Here is a 23,183-nt window from a genome sequence, read left to right as displayed (position 1 = left end):
AATTACAGGGGCGCGACAGCAAATGAAGATAAAGCGACAGATTATGTCGAACGCGCGACCGATGGTCGCACGTTATGAGGTGGCGGCGGGGTTGCTGGGTGCGGCGGCCTGGGGTGCCGGTTTCTCGGGCGCCGCTACGCGCTCGAGCTGCACGTTGACCCGACGGTTGCGGGCGCGGTTGGCGGCATTGGTGTTGGGCGCCAAGGGGTAGCTTTCGCCGTGGAAGCGCAGGGTGATCTGCGACTCCTGGATGCCATTGGCCTTGAAGTAGTCCATCACCGCCAAGGCGCGGCGTCGCGAGACATCGCGGTTGGTCAAGCGGTTGCCGCTGTTATCCGAATGGCCGTTCAACTCGATATGGTTGACGGTGGGGTCGGCCTTCATGAACGCGACAATCACCGACAGCTTCTTCTTGGCCGCGGCATCCAGCTCGATGCCACCACCGGGGAAGCCGACTTCCGTCTGCTTGACCTGATCGTAATTCATCGGCAACAACTTGGTAGTACACAGCTGATAGTCGGTGTAGGCCTTGTTGAATTTCACCGGCAGCAGGCGAATCTCCGAGTAACCACCCTCGCGACCGTAATGTCGCACGGTCGGGCTGCGTCCTTCGAGCAAGCCGGTAAACAGCCGCCCGGCCTGGGCCTGGGAGCTGTTAAACAGCACATCACCACTGCCGACGCGTACCGCACCGAGGTTGATATCGCCGCGGCCCGGTTGCCAGGGCGCGGCGGCGGCCAGTAACGTGGCAGAGCCGGCACCAAGCGAACCGTTATAGGCTTTCAGACGAAATGTCGCCTGCTCACCCGCCCGGCGCACGAACTCACCCGAGCCGAAATCGGTGATCGGCTGGGTCAGTCGGCACTCGAACTGATCGCCCTCCACCTTCCACTCAATATTCTCCAGACGTGTCTGGAACGTGAGGGCCATCGCGGGCAGGCTGGCGAACACACTGAGCAGGGCTAGATAATGCTGGCGCACGGGAGGCTCCACTGGTTTCTACAACACTTCAAAGCGTCATACATCGTTAAGGCATACCCAGAGCTATCGGTCGCATCCTGCAAAACTTGATAGCGAGTGCCTGCACGAGTCTTTTCCGGTAGCATTCCCTCCAGATTGACCCGCCTGGAATCCCCAATGTCCGACCGCCTGACCCTGCTGCGTCCCGACGACTGGCATATTCATCTTCGCGATGGTGCTGCGTTGCCCCAAACCGTGGCCGATGTAGCGCGCACGTTTGGCCGTGCCATCATCATGCCTAACCTGGTACCCCCGGTGCGTAACGCGGCCGAAGCCGATGCCTATCGCCAGCGAATCCTCGCTGTGCGCCCGGCCGGCAGCCGCTTCGAACCGCTGATGGTGCTTTACCTTACCGACCGCACCCAGCCTGAAGAAATTCGTGAGGCCAAGGCCAGCGGTTACGTTTACGCCGCCAAGTTGTACCCGGCGGGCGCGACCACCAACTCCGATTCCGGCGTCACCAGCATCGACAAGATCCTGCCGGCCATCGAAGCCATGGCTGAGGTTGGCATGCCGCTGTTGATCCACGGTGAAGTCACCCGTGGCGATGTCGACGTGTTCGATCGCGAGAAGATCTTCATCGACGAGCACATGCGCCGCGTGGTCGAGCTGTTCCCGACGCTCAAGGTGGTGTTCGAACACATCACCACCGCAGAGGCCGTGCAGTTCGTCACCGAGGCTTCGGCCAACGTCGGCGCGACCATCACCGCACATCACCTGTTGTACAACCGCAACCACATGCTGGTGGGCGGGATTCGGCCGCATTTCTACTGCTTGCCGATCCTCAAGCGCAACACCCATCAGGTGGCTTTGCTGGATGCCGCCACCAGCGGCAGCCCGAAGTTCTTCCTCGGCACCGACTCCGCGCCCCACGCGCAGCACGCCAAGGAAGCCGCCTGCGGCTGCGCGGGGTGCTACACCGCGTTTGCTGCCATCGAGCTGTACGCGGAAGCGTTCGAACAACGCAACGCCCTGGACAAGCTCGAAGGCTTCGCCAGCCTCAATGGCCCGCGCTTCTATGGCCTGCCGGCGAATACCGACCGCATCACCCTGGTTCGTGAAGACTGGACCGCCCCTGCCAGCCTGCCCTTTGGCGAGTTGACCGTTATCCCGCTGCGCGCCGGTGAAACACTGCGCTGGCGCCTGCTGGAGGAAAGCAAGTGAGTGAAGACCATTACGATGACGACCAGGAACACGCCGGTGGGGGCGGTTCGCGCCACCCGATGGCCGAACGTTTCCGTGGCTACCTGCCTGTCGTTATCGACGTAGAAACCGGCGGCTTCAATTGCGCCACCGATGCCTTGCTGGAAATTGCCGCGACCACCATCGGCATGGACGAGCAAGGCTTCGTGTACCCGGAACACACCCACTTCTTCCGCGTCGAGCCGTTTGTAGGGGCCAACATCGAAGCGGCAGCCCTGGAGTTCACCGGGATCAAGCTCGATCACCCTTTGCGCATGGCAGTGAGTGAAGAAGCGGCGCTGACCGACATCTTCCGTGGCGTACGCAAGGCACTGAAGGCCAATGGCTGCAAACGCGCGATCCTGGTCGGGCACAACAGCAGTTTCGACCTGGGCTTCCTGAACGCCGCCGTGGCGCGCCTGGACATGAAACGTAACCCGTTCCATCCATTCTCCAGCTTCGACACCGCTACGCTCGCCGGCCTGGCCTATGGTCAGACCGTACTGGCAAAAGCCTGCCAGGCAGCCGGTATCGATTTCGACGGTCGCGAAGCCCACTCGGCCCGCTACGACACCGAGAAGACCGCCGAGCTGTTCTGTGGCATCGTCAATCGCTGGAAACAGATGGGCGGTTGGGAAGACTTCAACGACTGAGGTTGAATCCCGCGCATAAAAAAACCGGCCTTTCCAGGCCGGTTTTTTTTACCTTGAATCTGGCTTACAGCTTGCCAGCGTTCTCGGTCAGGTAAGCCGCAACACCTTCGGTAGAAGCGGTCATGCCTTTGTCGCCTTTTTTCCAGTTGGCAGGGCAGACTTCGCCGTGCTCTTCGTGGAATTGCAGAGCGTCGACCAGACGGATCAGCTCTTCCATGTTACGGCCCAACGGCAGGTCGTTGATGATCTGCGAGCGCACAACGCCCTTGTCGTCGATCAGGAACGCGCCACGGAATGCCACGCCGCCTTCGGACTCAACGTCGTAGGCCTTGGCGATATCGTGCTTCATATCGGCTGCCATGGTGTATTGGACTTTGCCGATGCCGCCATCATTGATGGCGGTGTTGCGCCAGGCGTTGTGAGTGAAGTGGGAGTCGATGGAAACGGCGACCACTTCAACATTGCGCGCCTTGAAATCGTCCATGCGGTGATCCAGAGCGATTAGCTCGGATGGGCAGACGAAGGTGAAGTCCAGCGGGTAGAAGAACACCAGGCCGTATTTGCCTTTGATGGCTTCAGACAGTTTGAAGCTGTCTACGATTTCGCCATTGCCGAGAACGGCGGGTACGTCGAAATCCGGGGCTTGTTTGCCGACGAGTACGCTCATTGGATATCTCCTGATGAAGGGGTGACGATTGAAGTAACAGGACCAGCGTCGAGTCTGCCTTGTCTCAGCGACAAACCTGTGACGCGGTCACGCTTCGTAAAGACTGACCATCATACACCGAAAAAACCGTTCGTCAGCGCGCAGGCAATGTGCGTGCGATCGTTGATGAAACTACTTTGACAATCATTCTCGTTAACATTAAGATCCATCGCACTCAAGCCCTAAACCCGCGACGGTTCTCCCTTATGTATGTGTGCCTCTGTACTGGCGTCACCGACGGACAAATCCGCGAAGCAATCTATGAAGGTTGCTGCAGCTACAAGGAAGTGCGCGAAACCACCGGCGTTGCCAGCCAGTGCGGTAAATGCGCATGCCTCGCCAAGCAAGTGGTACGGGAAACCCTCACGCAGTTGCAGACAGCCCAGGCTGGCGTGCCCTACTCAGCAGAATTTACACACGCTTAAATAGGCGTGTTTTAAGAACCGGACTCCGTGTCCGGTTTTTTTATGCCTGCAATTCAATTAGTTAGCGTCAAGACGCGGAACACAAACATTCTTATTCCGATTAATTTTCATTTATTATTCAATAACTTAGGTTTGACATCGGGTTTTTCGCCGCTCAAACTCTGCCCCTACACAGCGATTACAGGGCAGGACCCCAGTCATGAAAGGCGACATCACAGTCATCCAGCAACTCAACAAAATCCTTGCCAATGAACTGGTCGCGATCAATCAGTACTTTCTGCATGCACGCATGTATGACGATTGGGGCCTGGAAAAGCTGGGCAAACGCGAATACAAGGAATCGATCAAGGCCATGAAGGACGCCGATGCGCTGATCAAACGCATCCTGTTCCTAGAAGGCCTGCCGAATGTACAGGACCTGGGCAAGCTGAATATCGGCGAGCACACCCAGGAAATGATCAGCAGCGACCTGGGCTTTGAACGCAAGAGCCACAGCGACCTCAAGGCCGCCATCGCTCACTGCGAAGCCACTGGCGACTACGGCAGCCGCGAATTGCTCGAGGATATCCTTGAAGACCAGGAAGAACACATCGACTGGCTTGAAACCCAACTGGGCCTGATCGATAAAGTCAGCCTGGAGAACTACCTGCAATCGCAGATGGGCGAATAACCCCCGTAGTTCTTGTTTTACTGTAGGAGCGAGCTTGCTCGCGAAAAACGCCCAGGCAACGCGTTTATTCTGGATAAACGCGGGGGCCTTAAGTGCTTCGCGAGCAAGCTCGCTCCTACAGAGAAGCCAAAAAAAGCCCCGCCCTCTTACGAGAGGCGGGGCTTTTTATTGCGTGGCCTTTTACCAAAGCATCAAGCTTCAGTCTTGGCTGCCGCTTTTTCCGCTGCATCTTTGATCAACGCTTGCAACGAGCCATCAGCCGCCATTTCAGTGATGATGTCGCTACCGCCAACCAGTTCACCGGCCACCCACAACTGCGGGAAAGTCGGCCAGTTGGCGTATTTAGGCAGGTTGGCGCGGATTTCCGGGTTCTGCAGGATATCCACGTAAGCGAACTTCTCGCCACACGCCATGATGGCCTGGGACGCTTTCGCGGAGAAACCGCACTGGGGAGCGTTTGGCGCGCCTTTCATGTAAAGCAGAATGGTGTTGTTGGCAATCTGCTCTTTGATCGTTTCGATGATATCCATGGAACACCTCTGCAGGAACTTTGCGACTCACGGGTCGGCACGGTGGCGCATTGTAACGCAAAAAACCTGCAGGATGCTCGGGCGCGCCGACAGCCAGCCTCACGCCGCTGCAACTTTCACGGGCACGCCATTGAGCGCCGCATTGCCGGAGAGCTCGTCCAACTGCCGCTCATCGGTTAAATCATTCGCACTTGCCCCCGGCTGACCGCTGGCGATGCTCATCTGCACACCTGGGCGCCCGTGCCCCCAGCCATGCGGCAGGCTGACCACGCCAGGCATCATGTCCGTGCTGGCGACCACCTCGATTTCGACCATGCCGATGCGTGAGCTGACCCGCACCCGCTGACCGTCGCTCAGTTGACGACTGGCCAGGTCATCAGGATGCATCAGCAGTTGATGGCGCGGCTTGCCCTTCACCAGCCGATGATAGTTATGCATCCAGGAATTATTACTGCGCACATGGCGACGACCGATCAACAGCAGTTCGTCAGCCACGGGCGCCGGTTGCGCCGCAAAACGCGCCAGGTCCGCCAGGATCACTAGCGGCGCCGCCTGCACCTTGCCATCGGCGGTTTTCAGCCGCTCGGCCAGGTTTGGCTGGAGCGGCCCCAGATCCACGCCATGGGGATGATCGGCCAGCATCGCCACCGACAGCTTGCGCGCAGATGCGTCCCCGTAAGTCCCGGCGCGCAACCCGAAGTCGATCATCTGCGCGGGTGGCATCGTCGGCTTGAGCACCACGCCGGTATGGGCCGAGAACGCCTTGGCCAGGCCGACAAAGATTTCCCAGTCGTGCAGCGCACCTTCAGGCTTGGGCAGGATCGCGCGATTGAAGCGCGTGACGTTGCGCACTGCGAACATATTGAAGGTGGTGTCGTAGTGATCATTCTCCAGTGCCGACGTGGACGGCAGGATCAGATCGGCATAGCGCGTGGTCTCGTTGATGTAGAGGTCGATACTGACCATGAACTCCAACCCATCCAGCGCCTGCTCCAGCTGCCGGCCGTTGGGCGTTGACAATACCGGGTTGCCGGCCACCGTCATCAGGGCGCGGATTTGCCCTTCGCCTTCGGTGAGCATTTCCTCGGCCAGTGCAGACACCGGCAGCTCTCCCCCGTACTCGGGCCGCCCGGACACGCGGCTCTGCCAGCGATTGAAATGCCCGCCGCCGGTCGAGGCCACCAAATCCACCGCCGGTGTGGTGCACAAGGCGCCGCCTACCCGATCCAGATTGCCGGTCACCAGGTTGATCAGTTGCACCAGCCAATGACACAGCGTGCCGAACGCCTGGGTGGAGACGCCCATGCGCCCGTAGCACACCGCTTTATCCGCCGCCGCGAAGTCCCGCGCCAGTTGGCGGATCTGCTCGGCAGGCACCGCACACTGACGGCTCATGGCCTCGGCGGTAAACCCGGCGATCGCCTGGCGCACGGTCTCCAAACCTTCAACCGGTAAATGGCTGTCGCGGGTCAAGCCCTCGGCGAACAGGGTGTTGAGCAGCCCGAACAACAAGGCCGCGTCACCGCCAGGACGCACGAACAGGTGCTGATCGGCAATCGCCGCCGTCTCGCTGCGGCGAGGGTCGACCACCACCACTTTGCCGCCTCGGGCCTGAATGGCCTTGAGGCGCTTCTCCACGTCTGGCACGGTCATGATGCTGCCGTTGGAGGCAAGAGGATTGGCGCCCAGGATCAACATGAAGTCGGTGTGGTCGATGTCCGGAATCGGCAGCAACAGGCCATGGCCGTACATCAGGTGGCTGGAGAGATGATGGGGCAGTTGGTCTACCGACGTCGCGGAGTACCGGTTACGCGTCTTCAACAGGCCGAGAAAGTAGTTGCTGTGGGTCATCAGCCCGTAGTTGTGCACGCTGGGGTTTCCCTGATACACCGCCACCGCATTCTGCCCATGCCGGGCCTGAATGCCCGCAAGGCGTTCGGCTACCAGCGCAAACGCTTCTTCCCACGGGATTGGTTGCCATTCGTTACCCACCCGCAACATAGGCTGGTGCAGGCGATCCGGGTCATTCTGGATATCCTGCAACGCCACCGCTTTCGGGCAGATATGTCCCCGACTGAAGGTGTCCAACGGGTCGCCCTTGATCGAGGTGATCGCCAGGCTGCCGTCGTCGCCTTGGCTGGTTTCCAGGGTGAGGCCGCAGATCGCTTCGCATAGGTGGCAGGCACGGTGATGGAGAGTCTTGGTCATGGCCAGTCTCTTTTATAAGGGCTTTGTTCAACTATGGGCCGCGACCGCTCGGTGCGCCAGCAACGTTCGCGCGGTGAATCGGCAGCCATAGGCCAAAGCACGGCCAAGAGTGACCAAATGTTTCGGAAACCTCCCCGCACGCGCCTGAAACCGCTAAAACCACGCCCGAAGCCGCCCCTGCGCATTGCAAAAGGTCTCGACGCCAGTGTACAAATGGGCCGCTGCTGTCAGGAAATCGTCTTCAAAAGCGCTTCGGCGCCCTGCTTGAACACCCTTAAAAACCGTAGCCCTATTGGTAAGACGCGACATTTAATGTCAATATCGCGCCTTCCCCTATTTCGTCGCCCCGTGCGGCTTTCGCCGCAGGTCTCGCCCGTTGCCACAATAAACAAGGCTTTGAGTATCTGCGGTCTGTTGCAAAAGGTAGTTAATGATGAGCGCAAGGCACTTTCTCTCCCTGATGGATTGCACGCCCGAAGAGCTGGTCAGCGTGATCCGTCGAGGCATTGAGCTTAAAGACCTGCGTAACCGCGGCGTACTGTTCGAGCCTCTGAAAAACCGCGTGCTCGGGATGATTTTCGAGAAGTCCTCGACCCGCACCCGCTTGTCCTTCGAAGCCGGCATGATCCAACTGGGTGGCCAGGCGATCTTCCTGTCGCCGCGCGATACCCAATTGGGCCGTGGCGAGCCGATCAGCGATTGCGCCATCGTGATGTCGCGCATGCTCGACGCCGTGATGATCCGCACCTTCGCCCACAGCACCTTGACCGAATTTGCCGCCAACTCGCGCGTGCCGGTGATCAACGGCCTGTCCGATGACCTGCATCCGTGCCAGTTGCTGGCCGACATGCAAACCTTCCTCGAGCACCGCGGCTCGATCCAGGGCAAGACCGTGGCCTGGATCGGCGACGGCAATAATATGTGCAACAGCTATATAGAAGCCGCGATCCAGTTCGACTTCCACCTGCGTATCGCCTGCCCCGAGGGTTACGAACCCAGCGCCGAGTTCATGGCCAAGGCCGATGGTCGCGTGCAACTTCTGCGCGATCCGAAAGACGCAGTGGTCGGCGCCCATCTGGTCAGCACCGACGTCTGGACCTCCATGGGCCAGGAAGACGAAACCGCCAAGCGCCTGGCCCTGTTCGCGCCGTTCCAGGTGACCCGTGCCCTGCTCGACCTGGCCGCGCCGGACGCGCTGTTCATGCACTGCCTGCCCGCCCACCGTGGCGAAGAAATCAGCCTCGACCTGCTCGACGACCCACGCTCGGTCGCCTGGGACCAGGCCGAAAACCGCCTGCATGCGCAAAAGGCCCTGCTCGAATTTCTCGTTCCGCCGTCGTACCACCACGCATGAGCCAGCCATTACTGCTGAACCTGCGCAATCTGGCATGCGGCTATCAAGATCAACGGGTGGTGCAGAACCTCAATCTGCACCTCAACGCTGGCGACATCGGCTGCCTGCTGGGCTCCTCGGGCTGCGGCAAGACCACCACCCTGCGTGCAATTGCGGGGTTCGAGCCGGTGCACGAAGGTGAGATCAGCCTGGCGGGCGAAGTGATCTCCAGTGCCGGCTTCACGCTGGCACCCGAGAAACGTCGTATCGGCATGGTGTTCCAGGACTACGCGCTGTTTCCTCATCTGAGCGTGGCCGACAACATCGCCTTCGGCATCCGCAAGCACCCGCAAAAAGACCGCGTGGTGGCCGAATTGCTGGAACTGGTCAACCTCAAAGACCTGGGCAAACGCTTCCCCCACGAGCTTTCCGGCGGTCAGCAACAACGTGTCGCCCTCGCTCGCGCCCTGGCGCCGGAGCCGCAGCTGCTGCTGCTGGACGAACCCTTTTCCAACCTGGATGGCGAACTACGGCGCAAGCTCAGCCATGAAGTGCGCGACATTCTCAAGGCGCGCGGCACCAGCGCGATCCTGGTCACCCATGATCAGGAAGAAGCCTTCGCCGTCAGCGATCACGTGGGCGTGTTCAAGGAGGGTCGTCTTGAGCAGTGGGACACGCCCTACAACCTCTACCACGAACCGCAGACGCCGTATGTGGCCAGCTTTATCGGCCAGGGCTATTTCATCCAGGGTCAATTGAGCTCGCCCGAGTCCGTCAGCACTGAGCTGGGTGAGCTGCGTGGCAACCGTGCCTATACCTGGCCCACCGGTGGCGCGGTGAAGGTGCTGCTGCGCCCGGATGACATCGTCTATGCGCCGGACAGTGCACTCAAAGCGCGGATTGTTGGCAAGACCTTCCTCGGTGCGTCGACCCTGTACCGCCTACAGTTGCCGACCGGTGCGCAGTTGGAGTCGATCTTCCCCAGCCACGTCGATCAGCAGATGGGCACGGATGTGGGCATTCGAGTGGCTGCCGAGCACCTGGTCCTGTTCCAGGCGTAAGCCGCTACCTTGTGGGAGGGGGCTTGCTCCCGATAGCGGTGGGTCAGTCAGCTTATCTCTAGCTGGCCCACCGCCATCGGGGGCAAGCCCCCTCCCACATTTGATCACCACAGGACTGATCATTAGGCCCGGCCAATCGGCGCGAAGATGGCCTGGGTATGTTCAGCCAAAACCCTGGCTGGTAACTCTACTTCCAACCCTCTCCGGCCGGCGCTGACAAAAATCGTCGCAAACGGCTGCGCCGTCACATCGATGAACGTGCGCAAGCGCTTCTTTTGCCCCAAAGGGCTGATGCCGCCCAACAGGTACCCGGTGGAGCGCTGCGCCGCCGCAGGGTCGGCCATTTCGACTTTCTTGACGCCCGCCGCGTGAGCCAGGGCTTTCAGATCCAGACTTCCGACGACCGGCACCACCGCCACCAACAATTCGCCCTTCTCACTGCTGGCAAGCAAGGTCTTGAACACCTGCGCCGGGTCGAGAGCCAATTTCTCCGCGGCCTCCAGGCCATACGAAGCCGCCTTGGGATCGTGCTCATAACTATGGATGCGATGTTCGGCGCGAACTTTTTTCAACAAATCCAATGCGGGGGTCATGACCTCTCCGGGCTTAGCAAACTGAGACTCGATTCTAGGCCAACCCCGCACAAAACGCTCTAGTCCGTCCTATCCGCCAACCCTATTTAATGTGATGAGCGTGATCATTCATCAAACCTATAGTTCGAAAGTGACTGGCAGTTCACTTTCGACCTTTGACAGCGGTCATTCTTGTCTATATTTTTTCGTTTCCGAATACTGTAGGAATAGCCCTCGGTACTCGAGCAGTAAGCCGTGACACAGGATGGGGATCCTCGTCACGGTGAAAATCGCGCAACGGCCCGTTGAGGCCTGCGCCAGACAAGAACAACAACTGAGGTTTTCCATGACAACTGCTCTTCAACAGCCTTCACTTTCGAGCCAATGCATGGCCGAATTCCTCGGCACTGCGCTGCTGATCTTCTTCGGTACCGGGTGCGTCGCTGCGCTCAAGGTCGCGGGTGCGAGCTTTGGCTTGTGGGAAATCAGCATTATCTGGGGGGTCGGCGTGAGCATGGCGATCTACCTGAGTGCCGGTATTTCCGGGGCTCACCTCAATCCGGCGGTGAGTATCGCCCTGTGTATTTTCGCCGATTTCGAAAAACGCAAACTGCCGTTCTATATCCTCGCCCAAATCGCCGGCGCCTTCTGCTCCGCCGCGCTGGTGTACACGCTCTACAGCAATCTGTTTTTCGATTACGAACAAACCCACCACATGGTACGTGGCTCCCAGGCCAGCCTGGAGTTGGCCTCGGTGTTCTCCACCTATCCTCATGCATTGCTCAGCACGGCCCAGGCGTTCCTGGTGGAAATGGTCATCACCGCGATCCTGATGGGTGTGATCATGGCCCTGACCGACGACAACAATGGCCTGCCCCGTGGCCCGCTGGCGCCGCTGCTGATCGGCCTGTTGATCGCTGTGATTGGTAGCGCGATGGGCCCGCTGACCGGCTTTGCGATGAACCCGGCGCGGGATTTCGGGCCCAAGCTGATGACCTTTTTCGCCGGCTGGGGTGAAATGGCCTTTACTGGCGGTCGCGATATTCCTTACTTCCTGGTACCGATTTTCGCGCCGATTGTGGGCGCATGCCTCGGCGCCGCAGCGTATCGCGGGCTGATTGCCCGTCACCTGCCGAGCGCCGCACCTGCTATAGCTGAAACAACTGACACGGCTGTCAACGGCAACACCCGCATTTCCTGAAAGCGCCAGCCAGGGTCCCTGCCCTTCGTGACCCCGGCTGATTTCTGACTTCCTTATTTCGTCCAAGGCAATTGACATGACCGACCTTCAGAATAAGAACTACATCATTGCCCTCGATCAGGGCACCACCAGTTCCCGCGCGATCATCTTCGATCGTGACGCCAACGTGGTGTGCACCGCCCAGCGCGAATTCGTCCAGCATTACCCGCAGGCGGGCTGGGTCGAGCATGACCCGATGGAAATCTTCGCCACCCAGAGCGCGGTGATGGTTGAGGCGCTGGCCCAGGCTGGCCTGCACCACGACCAGGTCGCCGCCATCGGCATCACCAACCAGCGCGAAACCACCGTGGTGTGGGACAAGGTCACCGGCCGCCCGATCTACAACGCCATTGTCTGGCAGTGCCGCCGCAGTACCGAGATCTGCCAGCAGCTCAAGCGCGACGGCCACGAGCAATACATCAGCGACACCACTGGCCTGGTCACCGACCCCTACTTCTCCGGCACCAAACTCAAGTGGATCCTCGACAACGTCGAAGGCAGCCGCGAGCGTGCGCGCAACGGCGAGTTGCTGTTCGGCACCATCGACAGCTGGCTGATCTGGAAATTTACCGGCGGCAAGACCCACGTCACCGACTACACCAATGCTTCGCGCACCATGCTCTTCAACATCCACACCCTGGAATGGGATGCGAAGATGCTGGAGATTCTGGACGTTCCACGGGAAATGCTGCCGGAAGTTAAATCTTCGTCCGAGATCTATGGCCGCACCAAAAGCGGCATCGCTATCGGCGGCATTGCAGGCGACCAGCAAGCCGCGCTGTTCGGCCAGATGTGCGTCGAGCCCGGCCAGGCCAAAAACACCTATGGCACCGGCTGCTTCCTGCTGATGAACACCGGCGACAAAGCGGTGAAATCCAAGCATGGCATGCTCACCACCATCGCTTGCGGCCCGCGTGGCGAAGTGGCCTACGCACTGGAAGGCGCAGTCTTCAACGGCGGATCCACCGTGCAGTGGTTGCGTGACGAGTTGAAAATCATCAACGACGCCCACGACACCGAATACTTTGCCGGCAAGGTCAAGGACAGCAACGGCGTTTACCTGGTCCCGGCCTTCACCGGCCTGGGCGCGCCGTACTGGGACCCGTATGCCCGTGGCGCATTGTTCGGCCTGACCCGTGGCGTACGCGTGGATCACATTATTCGCGCCGCCCTGGAGTCGATCGCCTACCAGACCCGTGACGTACTCGACGCCATGCAACAGGACTCGGGCGAACGCCTCAAAGCCCTGCGTGTGGACGGCGGCGCCGTGGCCAACAACTTCCTGATGCAATTCCAGGCCGATATCCTCGGTACCCAGGTCGAACGCCCGCAAATGCGCGAAACCACCGCCCTCGGCGCTGCTTACCTGGCAGGCCTGGCCTGTGGCTTCTGGGGCAGCCTGGACGAGCTGCGCGGCAAAGCGGTGATCGAGCGCGAATTCGAACCACAGCTCGATGAAGCGGCTAAAGAGAAACTCTACGCAGGCTGGCAAAAAGCAGTCAGCCGCACCCGCGACTGGGAGCCGCACGAAGGCGCCGAATAAGCCAAGCGCCGGATCTACACCGGTTGTAACTGGCAGGGAGCGGATTCCTGCGTCATCATGGGCCACTTTTGTATGGCAGCCCAAAGGACGCCCCATGAATCTGCCTCCCCGCCAACAACAAATCCTCGAACTGGTCCGCGAACGCGGCTACGTCAGTATCGAGGAAATGGCGCAGTTGTTCGTTGTCACCCCGCAAACCATCCGCCGCGATATCAACCAGCTGGCGGACGCCAATCTGCTGCGCCGCTACCACGGCGGCGCGGCCTATGACTCCAGTGTCGAGAACACCGCGTACGCCATGCGTGCCGACCAGATGCGCGATGAAAAACAGCGTATCGGCGAAGCCATCGCGGCGCAGATCCCCGATCACGCCTCATTGTTCATCAATATCGGCACCACCACCGAATCCATCGCCCGTGCGCTGCTCAATCACCATCACCTGAAAATCATCACCAACAACCTCAACGTCGCCACCATGCTCAGTGCCAAGGACGACTTCGATGTGTTGCTGACCGGCGGCAATGTGCGCCGTGACGGCGGCGTGGTAGGCCAGGCCAGTGTTGATTTCATCAACCAGTTCAAGGTCGACTTTGCGTTGGTGGGTATCAGTGGCATTGATGAGGATGGCAGCCTGCTGGATTTTGACTATCAGGAAGTACGGGTTTCCCAGGCCATCATCGCCAACGCGCGACAAGTGATTCTGGCCGCAGACTCCAGCAAGTTCGGGCGCAACGCCATGATCCGCCTGGGGCCGATCAGTCTGGTGGACTGCCTGGTGACTGATCAGCAGCCGGTGCCGGCGCTGGTGCAGTTGTTGAATCAGCATAAGGTTCGTTTGGAAGTCGTCTGACTTCTCGTTCCCACGCTCCGCGTGGGAATGCACCGCAGGACGCTCCGCGTCCGCTGTGACGCAGAGCGTCATGGGCTCAATTCCCACGCGGAGCGTGGGAACTATCAGTTCACAAATTTTCCTTTCCCTACCCTTCGATGAGTTTTTTCAATCGAAGTTGGGTGGCTGCGCGCGCATTTATCAGCTACCATTTTCGCAAATGAACATTAATGTTCGAATTCCAATACGAAAAGATCGCGAGGCCAGCCGATGAACCCTTCTACCTTGCCTGCACCACCGCTTGCCGAAGTCTATGACGTTGCCGTAATCGGCGGCGGGATCAATGGCGTTGGCATTGCAGCAGACGCAGCCGGGCGCGGTTTGTCGGTATTCCTTTGCGAAAAGGACGACCTGGCCAGCCACACGTCTTCTGCCAGCAGCAAGCTGATCCACGGTGGCTTGCGCTACCTGGAACATTACGAGTTCCGCCTGGTACGCGAAGCCCTGGCCGAGCGTGAAGTACTGCTGGCGAAGGCCCCGCACATCGTCAAGCAGATGCGCTTCGTGTTGCCGCACCGTCCGCACCTGCGTCCGGCCTGGATGATTCGTGCCGGCCTGTTCCTGTATGACCACCTGGGCAAGCGCGAGAAACTGGCCGGTTCGAAAAGCCTCAAGTTCGGTGCCGACAGCCCGCTGAAAAGCGAAATCACCAAAGGCTTCGAATATTCCGACTGCTGGGTCGACGACGCCCGCCTCGTGGTGCTCAACGCTATGGCCGCGCGCGAGAAAGGCGCGCATATCCACACCCAGACCCGTTGCGTCAGTGCCCACCGCAGCAACGGCTTGTGGGAAATGAACATGGAACGCGCCGATGGCAGCCTGTTCTCGATCCGCGCCCGGGCGCTGGTGAACGCCGCCGGCCCCTGGGTCGCCAAGTTCATCAAGGACGACCTGAAGCTGGATTCGCCTTACGGCATTCGCCTGATCCAGGGCAGCCACCTGATCGTGCCGAAACTCTACGAAGGTGCGCATGCGCACATTCTGCAGAACGAAGACCAGCGCATCGTCTTCACGATTCCGTACCTCAATCACCTGACCATCATCGGCACCACAGACCGCGAATACACCGGTGATCCGGCGAAAGTTACGATCACCGAAGGTGAAACCGACTACATGCTCAAGGTGGTCAACGCCCACTTCAAGAAACAGCTGAGCCGTGACGATATCGTCCACACCTATTCGGGCGTGCGCCCGCTGTGCAACGACGAATCGGACAACCCGTCGGCCATTACCCGCGACTACACCCTGTCGCTGTCCGGCGGCAGCGGCGAGGCGCCGATCCTGTCGGTGTTCGGCGGCAAGCTGACGACTTACCGCAAGCTGGCCGAATCGGCCATGGCGCAACTGGCGCCGTACTTCACCCAGATGCGCCCAAGCTGGACCGCCAAGGCCAGTCTGCCGGGCGGCGAAGACATGACCACGCCAGAAGCCCTGGCCGAGGCCATTCGCAGCAAGTTCGACTGGGTGCCGAGCGAGATCGCCCGTCGCTGGTCGACCACCTACGGCAGCCGCACCTGGCGCCTGCTGGAAGGTGTGCAAACCCTGGCTGATCTGGGCGAGCACCTGGGCGGTGGCCTTTACACCCGCGAAGTCGATTACCTGTGCGCCGAAGAGTGGGTGACCCAGCCTCAGGACGTGCTGTGGCGCCGCACCAAGCTGGGCCTGTTCACCACTGCAGCAGAGCAGGACAACCTGCAACGCTACCTGTCCAAGGTTGAACAGAACCGCAGCAAGACCGAAGCGGCCTGACCGCTCCCCACTGTAGGAGCGAGCTTGCTCGCGAAAAACCTGAGAGCGCCGCGTTAATTCAGAATAAACGCGGCGCTTTTGCGTTTTTCGCGAGCAAGGGCTAGCCGCCCGCCTCGCCTACAATGTCCGGGCTGGGCATTCGGTTATCCGAACGCAATACCTCCCATCATTCGGTTTGCCGTACCCGCACACCGAACCGCTACCGTCACACAAAGTTAATAATCATATAAATCATGGAGTTAAGCTTTTGTCTCGGGTATGGCACGACTCATGCTCTACACTTCCTGACGATTGCCTGAGACGCCTCAGCAGCCGTCAAGGCATTCGCTGTACAAGAGAGCCGTTTAGCTGGCTTTATAAGAAAAACAAATGTCGAGGAAGTATTGATGCGCATCGTTCCCCATATCCTGGGCGCAGCTATCGCTGCTGCTCTGATCAGCACTCCAGTTTTCGCCGCCGAACTCACCGGCACGCTGAAAAAAATCAACGACTCCGGCACTATCACTCTCGCTCACCGCGACAGCTCTATCCCGTTTTCCTACATTGCGGATGGCTCGGGCAAACCCGTTGGCTATTCCCATGACATTCAACTGGCCGTCGTTGAAGCCCTGAAAAAAGACCTGAACAAGCCCGATCTGAAGGTCAAATACAACCTGGTGACATCGCAGACCCGTATTCCGCTGATCCAGAACGGCACCGCGGACCTGGAATGCGGCTCCACCACCAACAACGCCGAACGCGCCCAGCAAGTTGACTTCACCACCAACATCTTCGAAATCGGCACCCGTCTGCTGGTCAAGAAAGACAAGGAGGGCAAGCCGACCTACGTTGACTTTGCCGACCTGAAAGGCAAGAACGTCGTGACCACCGCCGGCACCACATCCGAGCGCATCATCAAGGCGATGAACGCCGACAAGCAGATGGGCATGAACGTCATCTCCGCCAAAGACCACGGCGAATCCTTCCAGATGCTCGAAAGCGGCCGCGCGGTTGCCTTCATGATGGACGACGCCCTGCTGGCCGGCGAAGAAGCCAAGGCCAAGAAGCCGGATGATTGGGTCATCACCGGTACTCCACAGTCGTTCGAAGCCTACGCGTGCATGGTTCGCAAAGGCGACCCGGACTTCAAGAAAGCCGTGGATGACGCAATCGCCAGCCTGTACAAGTCCGGCGAAATCAACAAGATCTACGCCAAGTGGTTTGAAAGCCCGATTCCACCAAAAGGCCTGAACCTCAACTTCCCGATGAGCGACAAGGTCAAGGAACTGATCAAGAACCCGAGCGACAAACCGGCTCCGGAAGTAAAGATCTAAAACCTGGCTAACCTTATCGCCTGAGGGAGCCAAACTCCCTCAGGCGTTTGTAATTACCTGCTGGCTTTAACTTGGAACACTCGACCTGGCGGTTTTCGAGCCGATTGCGTGTGCCTGACGTTCAACGTCAGGAGGGAACGGACTGTCCCAAGCGGGTGCTTGTACATCGATCGATCTCGAGGGGAGACCCTAATGAATTACAACTGGGACTGGGGCGTGTTCTTCAAGTCCACCGGCGTTGGCAGCGAGACTTATCTCGACTGGTACATCGCCGGCCTGGGCTGGACCATCGCCATCGCTGTCGTGGCATGGATCATCGCCTTGCTGCTGGGCTCCATTCTGGGGGTCATGCGCACCGTGCCAAACCGCCTCGTATCGGGCATCGCGACCTGCTACGTGGAACTGTTTCGTAACGTGCCACTGCTGGTTCAGCTGTTCATCTGGTATTTCCTGATACCCGATCTGCTGCCGCAGAACCTGCAGGACTGGTACAAACAAGACCTGAACCCGACCACCTCGGCCTACCTGAGCGTCGTCGTGTGCCTGGGCCTGTTCACCGCCGCCCGTGTGTGTGAACAAGTGCGCACCGGCATCCAGGCGCTGCCCCGTGGCCAGGAAGCCGCCGCGCGCGCCATGGGCTTCAAGCTGCCGCAGATTTACTGGAACGTGCTGCTGCCCCAGGCCTATCGCATCATCATTCCGCCGCTTACCTCCGAATTCCTCAACGTGTTCAAGAACTCCTCCGTGGCGTCCTTGATCGGCCTGATGGAACTGCTGGCGCAAACCAAGCAGACCGCCGAGTTTTCGGCCAACCTGTTCGAGGCCTTCACCCTGGCCACGCTGATCTACTTCACCCTGAACATGAGCCTGATGCTGCTGATGCGCGTGGTCGAGAAGAAAGTCGCGGTGCCCGGCCTGATCTCCGTGGGGGGTAAATAATGGACTTCGATTTCAGCGGTATCATCCCCGCGATCCCGGGCCTGTGGAACGGCATGGTCATGACCCTGCAGTTGATGGTCATGGGCGTGGTCGGCGGCATCATCCTGGGTACGATCCTCGCGCTGATGCGCCTGTCGTCCAGCAAGCTGCTGTCCCGTGTGGCCGGCGCCTATGTGAACTACTTCCGTTCGATCCCGCTGCTGTTGGTGATCACCTGGTTCTACCTGGCGGTGCCGTTCGTGCTGCGCTGGATCACCGGTGAAGACACGCCGATCGGCGCGTTCACCTCCTGCGTCGTGGCCTTCATGATGTTCGAAGCCGCGTACTTCTGCGAAATCGTGCGGGCCGGCGTGCAGTCGATCCCCAAGGGCCAGATGGCCGCCGCGCAGGCGATGGGCATGACCTACGGCCAGACCATGCGCCTGATCATCCTGCCCCAGGCGTTTCGCAAGATGACCCCGCTGCTGCTGCAGCAGAGCATCATCCTGTTCCAGGACACGTCGCTGGTCTACACCGTAGGCCTGGTGGACTTCCTCAACTCTGCCCGTTCCAACGGCGACATCATCGGCCGCTCCAATGAGTTCCTGATCTTCGCCGGTGTCGTCTACTTCATCATCAGCTTTTCCGCCTCGCTGCTGGTCAAGCGTCTGCAAAAAAGGTTTGCCGTATGATCTCTATCAAGAACATCAACAAGTGGTATGGCGACTTCCAGGTGCTGACCGACTGCAGCACCGAGGTTAAAAAAGGCGAAGTGATCGTGGTGTGCGGGCCGTCCGGCTCGGGCAAGTCCACCTTGATCAAGTGTGTGAATGCGCTGGAGCCGTTCCAGAAGGGCGACGTGATCGTCGACGGCACCTCCATCGCCGACCCGAAGACCAACCTGCCGAAACTGCGCTCGCGCGTGGGCATGGTGTTCCAGCACTTCGAACTGTTCCCGCACCTGACCATCACCGAGAACCTGACCATCGCGCAGATCAAGGTGCTCGGCCGCAGCAAGGAAGAAGCCACCAAGAAGGGCCTGCAACTGCTGGAGCGCGTCGGCCTGTCGGCACATGCCCACAAGCACCCAGGCCAACTGTCCGGTGGCCAGCAACAACGTGTGGCGATTGCCCGCGCCCTGGCCATGGACCCGATCGTCATGCTGTTCGACGAACCGACCTCGGCGCTGGACCCGGAAATGGTCAACGAAGTGCTCGACGTGATGGTGCAGTTGGCCCACGAAGGCATGACCATGATGTGCGTGACCCACGAAATGGGCTTCGCCCGCAAAGTGGCCGACCGCGTGATCTTCATGGACGCCGGCAAGATCATCGAAGACTGCCCGAAAGAAGAGTTCTTCGGCGACATCAGCGCCCGCTCCGAACGTGCGCAGCACTTCCTTGAGAAAATCCTGCAGCACTAAAACAGCCTCACTCCCACCCTGTAGGAGCGAGCTTGCTCGCGAAGAACCCAAGAGCACCGCGGACATCCAGGATGCACGCGTCATCGTTGACGTTTTTTGCGAGCAAGCTCGCTCCTACAGTTGGCCGGAGGGCGGTAGCTGACCCAAGGCATCTGTGATGAAATGCGACCCCACCCCCTATCGCGCTGCGCCGCCATCACTTGCCGTGAAGCCTCGCCTGATACGTCAACTGTTCCTGCCGCCGTTGATCATCGCCCTGATGATCGGCTTGGGTTATATCGGCTTCTGGGTCAGTGAGTACTATGGCATCCGCACCCTCAGCGACAACGGCGAACGCCAGTTGGAGTTGCACGCTCGCACCGTCGAAAGCGAACTGAGCAAATACACCTACCTGCCCAGCCTGCTTGAGCTGGAGTCCAGCGTTTCCCTGCTCCTGGCTGACCCCAACCAGGAAACCCGCAAGACCGTCAACGATTACCTCGAAGGCTTGAACCGCCGCAGCCGCAGCCGCGCCATCTACGTGATGGACACCACCGGCCGGGTGCTGGCCACCAGTAACTGGCGCGACGCCGACAGTTACCAGGGTGAAGACCTGTCCTTTCGCGCCTATTTCCAGAACGCCGTGCGCGGCCAGCCCGGTCGTTTCTACGGCATCGGCAGCACCAACGGCGAACCCGGCTACTACCTGGCCCACGGCCTGGAAGAGCATGGCAAAATCATCGGCGTCGCCGTGGTCAAGGTCCGCCTGGAGGCGCTTGAAGAGCGCTGGCAACGCGCGCGCCTCGAAGCTTTTGTCAGCGACGAAAACGGCATCATCATCCTGTCCAGTGACCCGGCCCGCCGCCTCAAGGCCGTGCGTCCCCTGAGCGAAGACACCAGGGACCGGCTGGCTAACAGCCTGCAATATTACTGGGCGACACTGGACGCCCTGGAACCCCTGGCCCGCGAGCGGCTGAACGAAGGCAGCGAAAAGCTGACCTTCCCGGCCAACAGCGAAGTGGTCAACGACAAGCAAGAAGTCAGTTACCTGGCGCAAACCCGGCCACTGAATGACACACCGTGGAACTTCACCCTGCTCACCCCGCTGAATGAACTACGCCGCGCCGCGATCAACCAGGGCATCCTGGTCGCCGTCGCGTTTGGCTTGGTCGCGTTTTTGCTGATTGCCTGGAACGAGCGGCGCAAGGTCATCGCCACCCGCCTCGCCGCACGGGAGGCCTTGCAGGAAGCCAACAGCCAGCTGGAACGACGGATTGCCGAACGCACCGCCGACCTGCGCGCCAGCAATGAACGCCTCAAAGGCCAGATCCGCGAACGGCGCCAGGCCGAAGAGACTTTGCGCCGTGCCCAGGACGAACTGGTGCAGGCCGGCAAACTCGCAGCGATCGGCCAGATGTCCACCAGCATCGCCCACGAATTGAACCAACCCCTGGCCGCGCTGCGCACCCTGTCCGGCAACACCGTGCGCTTCCTCGAACGTGGGGCCCTGGACACCGCCAGCGCAAACCTCAAGACCATCAACGAACTGATCGATCGCATGGGTCGCATCACCGCCAGCCTGCGCTCGTTCGCCCGGCGCGGTGACGACCAGGGCGAAGCGAACCTGGCCAAGGCGGTGGACGCCGCGTTCCAGGTGCTCGGCGCGCGCCTGGACAACCTGCCCCTGGCCGTGCACCGTGACTTCACCCATGCCCAGTTGCAGATCGATCAGACGCGCCTGGAGCAGATCCTGGTCAACCTGATCGGCAACGCCCTCGATGCGATGCAGGCGCAACCGGCGCCGCAGTTGTGGCTGGAAGGCCAGAGCGCCGAGGGCAAATATCGCCTGCGGGTGCGCGACAATGGCCACGGCATCGACCCCGAGGCACGCAAACACCTGTTCGAGCCCTTCTTCACCACCAAGCCCGGCGAGCAAGGGCTGGGCCTGGGCCTGACCCTCTCCGCAAGCCTTGCGGCGGCCACCGGCGGCAGCCTGGCCGTGGAACATCCGGCCGCTGGTGGTACCGCGTTTGTCCTGAACCTGCCGCTGGCGGGCGCTGAAAAAGTTGAGTCGACATGAATATTGAACCCCAAGACCTCACCGTCCTGATCGTCGAAGATGACCCCCACGTGCTGCTGGGTTGCCAGCAGGCATTGGCGCTGGAAGACATCCCCAGCGTTGGCGTGGGCAGTGCCGAAGAAGCGTTGGCCCATATCGGCGAAAATTTTGCCGGCATTGTCATCAGCGATATTCGCCTGCCGGGTATCGATGGCCTGGCCTTGCTCACCCGCCTCAAGGCGCTGGATAAAAGCCTGCCGGTGGTGCTGATCACCGGGCATGGCGACATCTCCATGGCGGTCGGCGCCATGCGCAACGGCGCCTACGATTTCATGGAAAAACCCTTCTCCCCCGAACGCCTGGTAGACGTCGCCCGTCGTGCCCTTGAACAGCGTGGGCTGGCGCGGGAAGTCTGGTCGCTGCGGCGCCAACTGGCCGAGCGCGATTCGTTGGAGGGCCGCATCATCGGGCGCTCGCCGGCGATGCAAAACCTGCGCGAACTGATCGCCAACGTTGCCGACACGTCGGCCAACGTGCTGATCGAAGGCGAAACCGGCACCGGCAAGGAGCTGGTCGCGCGCTGCCTGCATGACTTCAGCCGGCGCCACGCCCACCAGTTCGTCGCCCTGAACTGCGGTGGGCTGCCGGAGAACCTGTTCGAAAGCGAGATTTTCGGCCACGAAGCCAACGCGTTTACCGGCGCCGGCAAGCGCCGCATCGGCAAGATCGAGCACGCCCATGAAGGCACGCTGTTTCTCGATGAAGTGGAGAGCATGCCGATCAACCTGCAGATCAAACTGCTGCGGGTCCTGCAGGAACGCACCCTCGAACGCCTGGGTTCGAACCAGAGCGTGGCCGTGGATTGCCGGGTGATCGCCGCCACCAAGTCCGACCTTGATGAACTGAGCCGCGCCAGCCAGTTCCGCAGCGACCTGTACTACCGTCTCAATGTGGTCACCCTGGAACTGCCGCCACTGCGCGAGCGCCGTGAAGATATCCTGCAGTTGTTCGAACACTTCCTGCAGCAGTCCTCACTGCGCTTCGATCGCATCGCCCCGGAGCTGGACAACCAGACCCTGTCGAGCCTGATGAGCCACGACTGGCCGGGCAACGTACGCGAACTGCGCAACGTCGCCGAACGCTTCGCCTTGGGCCTGCCCGCGTTCAAGAAAAGCGGCACGGGCGGCAGCGCCCACGGCCTGGCCTTTACCGAGGCGGTGGAAGCCTTTGAACGCAACCTGCTCGTTGACGCCCTGCAACGCAGCGGCGGCAACCTGACCCAGGCCAGCCAGGAACTGGGGATGGCCAAGACCACGCTGTTCGACAAGGTCAAAAAATACGGGTTGAGTCACTGATGGATCTATTCTTGAAAGCCGCCCTCGGCGCGGCGGTGGTGCTTATATTGGCCGCACTGGCCAAGACCAAAAACTATTACATCGCAGGCTTGGTGCCGCTGTTTCCGACCTTCGCGCTGATTGCCCACTACATCGTCGGCAAGGGCCGCTCGGTCGAGGATCTGAAGACCACCATTGTGTTTGGGATGTGGTCGATCATTCCGTACTTCGTGTACTTGGCGACGTTGTATGTGATGGTGGATCGGATGCGGCTGGAGGCGTCGCTCGCCGTGGCCGCAGTGGCCTGGTTGATGGCGGCAACCGTCCTGGTAAGCGTCTGGGTACGCCTGCACACCTGACACACCACAGTCCAAAT

At 60.2% G+C, this 23,183-nt stretch carries 22 protein-coding genes; 17 read left to right on the top strand and 5 right to left on the bottom strand.

The window, feature by feature from the left end:
• Positions 1 to 72: 72 nt before the first annotated feature.
• Positions 73 to 981, bottom strand: coding sequence for an OmpA family protein (locus tag C4J85_RS05550; RefSeq protein WP_124366011.1), 909 nt, complete (start codon positions 979 to 981; stop codon positions 73 to 75).
• A 156-nt stretch (positions 982 to 1,137) separates the two neighbouring features.
• On the opposite strand from C4J85_RS05550, the gene pyrC reads away from it, so the two are divergent.
• Entirely contained in the window at positions 1,138 to 2,184 is a 1,047-nt protein-coding gene (gene pyrC / locus C4J85_RS05545; protein WP_124361516.1) for a dihydroorotase, read from the top strand.
• Positions 2,181 to 2,855, top strand: a complete 675-nt coding sequence (gene rnt, locus C4J85_RS05540) for a ribonuclease T (RefSeq protein WP_124361515.1) — start codon at positions 2,181 to 2,183, stop codon at positions 2,853 to 2,855. The genes pyrC and rnt overlap by 4 nt, the downstream gene beginning before the upstream one ends.
• A gap of 64 nt (positions 2,856 to 2,919) precedes the next feature.
• Here the strand turns inward: rnt and C4J85_RS05535 are convergent, their stop codons facing one another.
• Positions 2,920 to 3,522, bottom strand: a complete 603-nt coding sequence (locus tag C4J85_RS05535) for a peroxiredoxin (protein WP_124361514.1) — start codon at positions 3,520 to 3,522, stop codon at positions 2,920 to 2,922.
• 245 nt (positions 3,523 to 3,767) lie between these two features.
• On the opposite strand from C4J85_RS05535, the gene C4J85_RS05530 reads away from it, so the two are divergent.
• Positions 3,768 to 3,986 carry a bacterioferritin-associated ferredoxin gene (locus tag C4J85_RS05530; RefSeq protein ID WP_124365113.1) on the top strand — a complete coding sequence of 73 codons (219 nt, stop codon included), beginning with the start codon at positions 3,768 to 3,770 and terminating at the stop codon, positions 3,984 to 3,986.
• A 199-nt stretch (positions 3,987 to 4,185) separates the two neighbouring features.
• Positions 4,186 to 4,656 (top strand): bacterioferritin, encoded by a 471-nt coding sequence (bfr, locus tag C4J85_RS05525; RefSeq protein ID WP_124361513.1) that lies wholly within the window; start codon positions 4,186 to 4,188, stop codon positions 4,654 to 4,656.
• Between the two features lie 191 nt (positions 4,657 to 4,847).
• Here the strand turns inward: bfr and grxD are convergent, their stop codons facing one another.
• Both grxD and C4J85_RS05515 read right to left on the bottom strand, forming a co-directional pair.
• Positions 4,848 to 5,186, bottom strand: a complete 339-nt coding sequence (grxD, locus tag C4J85_RS05520; RefSeq protein ID WP_110624405.1) for a Grx4 family monothiol glutaredoxin — start codon at positions 5,184 to 5,186, stop codon at positions 4,848 to 4,850.
• 99 nt (positions 5,187 to 5,285) lie between these two features.
• Positions 5,286 to 7,394 (bottom strand): molybdopterin oxidoreductase family protein, encoded by a 2,109-nt coding sequence (locus C4J85_RS05515; protein WP_124409166.1) that lies wholly within the window; start codon positions 7,392 to 7,394, stop codon positions 5,286 to 5,288.
• 433 nt (positions 7,395 to 7,827) lie between these two features.
• Between C4J85_RS05515 and argF the strand changes: the two genes are divergently transcribed.
• On the top strand, positions 7,828 to 8,748 hold the full coding sequence (gene argF / locus C4J85_RS05505; RefSeq protein ID WP_124403243.1) for an ornithine carbamoyltransferase: 921 nt from the start codon (positions 7,828 to 7,830) through the stop codon (positions 8,746 to 8,748).
• Positions 8,745 to 9,788: an ABC transporter ATP-binding protein gene (locus C4J85_RS05500; RefSeq protein WP_124409165.1), complete on the top strand. Its 1,044-nt coding sequence runs from the start codon at positions 8,745 to 8,747 to the stop codon at positions 9,786 to 9,788. The genes argF and C4J85_RS05500 overlap by 4 nt, the downstream gene beginning before the upstream one ends.
• 122 nt (positions 9,789 to 9,910) lie before the next feature.
• Here the strand turns inward: C4J85_RS05500 and ybaK are convergent, their stop codons facing one another.
• Positions 9,911 to 10,381 carry a Cys-tRNA(Pro) deacylase gene (gene ybaK, locus C4J85_RS05495; RefSeq protein WP_124406407.1) on the bottom strand — a complete coding sequence of 157 codons (471 nt, stop codon included), beginning with the start codon at positions 10,379 to 10,381 and terminating at the stop codon, positions 9,911 to 9,913.
• A gap of 325 nt (positions 10,382 to 10,706) precedes the next feature.
• Here ybaK and C4J85_RS05490 point away from each other — a divergent pair, with 325 nt between their 5' ends.
• The 11 genes from C4J85_RS05490 to C4J85_RS05440 all read left to right on the top strand — a co-directional run bounded on the left by C4J85_RS05490 (position 10,707) and on the right by C4J85_RS05440 (position 23,166).
• Positions 10,707 to 11,561 (top strand): MIP/aquaporin family protein, encoded by an 855-nt coding sequence (locus tag C4J85_RS05490; RefSeq protein WP_124361508.1) that lies wholly within the window; start codon positions 10,707 to 10,709, stop codon positions 11,559 to 11,561.
• Positions 11,562 to 11,637: 76 nt separating this feature from the next.
• Entirely contained in the window at positions 11,638 to 13,143 is a 1,506-nt protein-coding gene (gene glpK, locus C4J85_RS05485) for a glycerol kinase GlpK (RefSeq protein WP_124361507.1), read from the top strand.
• Between the two features lie 94 nt (positions 13,144 to 13,237).
• The gene (locus C4J85_RS05480; RefSeq protein ID WP_124361506.1) at positions 13,238 to 13,993 is read left to right on the top strand and encodes a DeoR/GlpR family transcriptional regulator; all 756 of its coding nucleotides are present in this window, start codon (positions 13,238 to 13,240) and stop codon (positions 13,991 to 13,993) included.
• Between the two features lie 249 nt (positions 13,994 to 14,242).
• A complete protein-coding gene (gene glpD, locus C4J85_RS05475; RefSeq protein ID WP_124406406.1) occupies positions 14,243 to 15,781 on the top strand; it encodes a glycerol-3-phosphate dehydrogenase in 1,539 nt (512 codons plus the stop codon).
• 386 nt (positions 15,782 to 16,167) lie between these two features.
• Positions 16,168 to 17,094, top strand: a complete 927-nt coding sequence (locus C4J85_RS05470) for a glutamate/aspartate ABC transporter substrate-binding protein (RefSeq protein WP_124366004.1) — start codon at positions 16,168 to 16,170, stop codon at positions 17,092 to 17,094.
• 192 nt (positions 17,095 to 17,286) lie between these two features.
• Positions 17,287 to 18,033 (top strand): amino acid ABC transporter permease, encoded by a 747-nt coding sequence (locus tag C4J85_RS05465; RefSeq protein ID WP_024073702.1) that lies wholly within the window; start codon positions 17,287 to 17,289, stop codon positions 18,031 to 18,033.
• The gene (locus C4J85_RS05460) at positions 18,033 to 18,704 is read left to right on the top strand and encodes an amino acid ABC transporter permease (RefSeq protein ID WP_046071144.1); all 672 of its coding nucleotides are present in this window, start codon (positions 18,033 to 18,035) and stop codon (positions 18,702 to 18,704) included. Before C4J85_RS05465 ends, C4J85_RS05460 begins: the two co-directional genes overlap by 1 nt.
• Positions 18,701 to 19,435: an amino acid ABC transporter ATP-binding protein gene (locus tag C4J85_RS05455; protein WP_124361503.1), complete on the top strand. Its 735-nt coding sequence runs from the start codon at positions 18,701 to 18,703 to the stop codon at positions 19,433 to 19,435. Before C4J85_RS05460 ends, C4J85_RS05455 begins: the two co-directional genes overlap by 4 nt.
• 157 nt (positions 19,436 to 19,592) lie before the next feature.
• Positions 19,593 to 21,494, top strand: coding sequence for a sensor histidine kinase (locus C4J85_RS05450; protein ID WP_124409164.1), 1,902 nt, complete (start codon positions 19,593 to 19,595; stop codon positions 21,492 to 21,494).
• Positions 21,491 to 22,828 carry a sigma-54 dependent transcriptional regulator gene (locus C4J85_RS05445; RefSeq protein WP_124409163.1) on the top strand — a complete coding sequence of 446 codons (1,338 nt, stop codon included), beginning with the start codon at positions 21,491 to 21,493 and terminating at the stop codon, positions 22,826 to 22,828. Before C4J85_RS05450 ends, C4J85_RS05445 begins: the two co-directional genes overlap by 4 nt.
• Positions 22,828 to 23,166, top strand: a complete 339-nt coding sequence (locus tag C4J85_RS05440; RefSeq protein ID WP_124361500.1) for a GlpM family protein — start codon at positions 22,828 to 22,830, stop codon at positions 23,164 to 23,166. The genes C4J85_RS05445 and C4J85_RS05440 overlap by 1 nt, the downstream gene beginning before the upstream one ends.
• Positions 23,167 to 23,183: the final 17 nt, after the last annotated feature.

The sequence above is a fragment of the Pseudomonas sp. R4-34-07 genome, from assembly GCF_003852375.1.
Taxonomy (GTDB): Bacteria; Pseudomonadota; Gammaproteobacteria; order Pseudomonadales; family Pseudomonadaceae; genus Aquipseudomonas.
The sequence above is the reverse complement of the archived record's forward strand: the minus strand, read 5'-3'. Positions and strand labels throughout refer to the sequence as shown.

Excerpts from the sequence above, each read along its gene's own strand:
- pyrC (WP_124361516.1), top strand. The coding sequence starts at position 1,138 with ATGTCCGACCGCCTGACCCTGCTGCGTCCCGACGACTGGCATATTCAT.
- C4J85_RS05535 (WP_124361514.1), bottom strand. The coding sequence starts at position 3,522 with ATGAGCGTACTCGTCGGCAAACAAGCCCCGGATTTCGACGTACCCGCC.
- C4J85_RS05530 (WP_124365113.1), top strand. The coding sequence starts at position 3,768 with ATGTATGTGTGCCTCTGTACTGGCGTCACCGACGGACAAATCCGCGAA.
- bfr (WP_124361513.1), top strand. The coding sequence starts at position 4,186 with ATGAAAGGCGACATCACAGTCATCCAGCAACTCAACAAAATCCTTGCC.
- grxD (WP_110624405.1), bottom strand. The coding sequence starts at position 5,186 with ATGGATATCATCGAAACGATCAAAGAGCAGATTGCCAACAACACCATT.
- C4J85_RS05515 (WP_124409166.1), bottom strand. The coding sequence starts at position 7,394 with ATGACCAAGACTCTCCATCACCGTGCCTGCCACCTATGCGAAGCGATC.
- argF (WP_124403243.1), top strand. The coding sequence starts at position 7,828 with ATGAGCGCAAGGCACTTTCTCTCCCTGATGGATTGCACGCCCGAAGAG.
- C4J85_RS05500 (WP_124409165.1), top strand. The coding sequence starts at position 8,745 with ATGAGCCAGCCATTACTGCTGAACCTGCGCAATCTGGCATGCGGCTAT.
- ybaK (WP_124406407.1), bottom strand. The coding sequence starts at position 10,381 with ATGACCCCCGCATTGGATTTGTTGAAAAAAGTTCGCGCCGAACATCGC.
- C4J85_RS05490 (WP_124361508.1), top strand. The coding sequence starts at position 10,707 with ATGACAACTGCTCTTCAACAGCCTTCACTTTCGAGCCAATGCATGGCC.
- glpK (WP_124361507.1), top strand. The coding sequence starts at position 11,638 with ATGACCGACCTTCAGAATAAGAACTACATCATTGCCCTCGATCAGGGC.
- C4J85_RS05480 (WP_124361506.1), top strand. The coding sequence starts at position 13,238 with ATGAATCTGCCTCCCCGCCAACAACAAATCCTCGAACTGGTCCGCGAA.
- glpD (WP_124406406.1), top strand. The coding sequence starts at position 14,243 with ATGAACCCTTCTACCTTGCCTGCACCACCGCTTGCCGAAGTCTATGAC.
- C4J85_RS05470 (WP_124366004.1), top strand. The coding sequence starts at position 16,168 with ATGCGCATCGTTCCCCATATCCTGGGCGCAGCTATCGCTGCTGCTCTG.
- C4J85_RS05465 (WP_024073702.1), top strand. The coding sequence starts at position 17,287 with ATGAATTACAACTGGGACTGGGGCGTGTTCTTCAAGTCCACCGGCGTT.
- C4J85_RS05460 (WP_046071144.1), top strand. The coding sequence starts at position 18,033 with ATGGACTTCGATTTCAGCGGTATCATCCCCGCGATCCCGGGCCTGTGG.
- C4J85_RS05455 (WP_124361503.1), top strand. The coding sequence starts at position 18,701 with ATGATCTCTATCAAGAACATCAACAAGTGGTATGGCGACTTCCAGGTG.
- C4J85_RS05450 (WP_124409164.1), top strand. The coding sequence starts at position 19,593 with ATGAAATGCGACCCCACCCCCTATCGCGCTGCGCCGCCATCACTTGCC.
- C4J85_RS05445 (WP_124409163.1), top strand. The coding sequence starts at position 21,491 with ATGAATATTGAACCCCAAGACCTCACCGTCCTGATCGTCGAAGATGAC.
- C4J85_RS05440 (WP_124361500.1), top strand. The coding sequence starts at position 22,828 with ATGGATCTATTCTTGAAAGCCGCCCTCGGCGCGGCGGTGGTGCTTATA.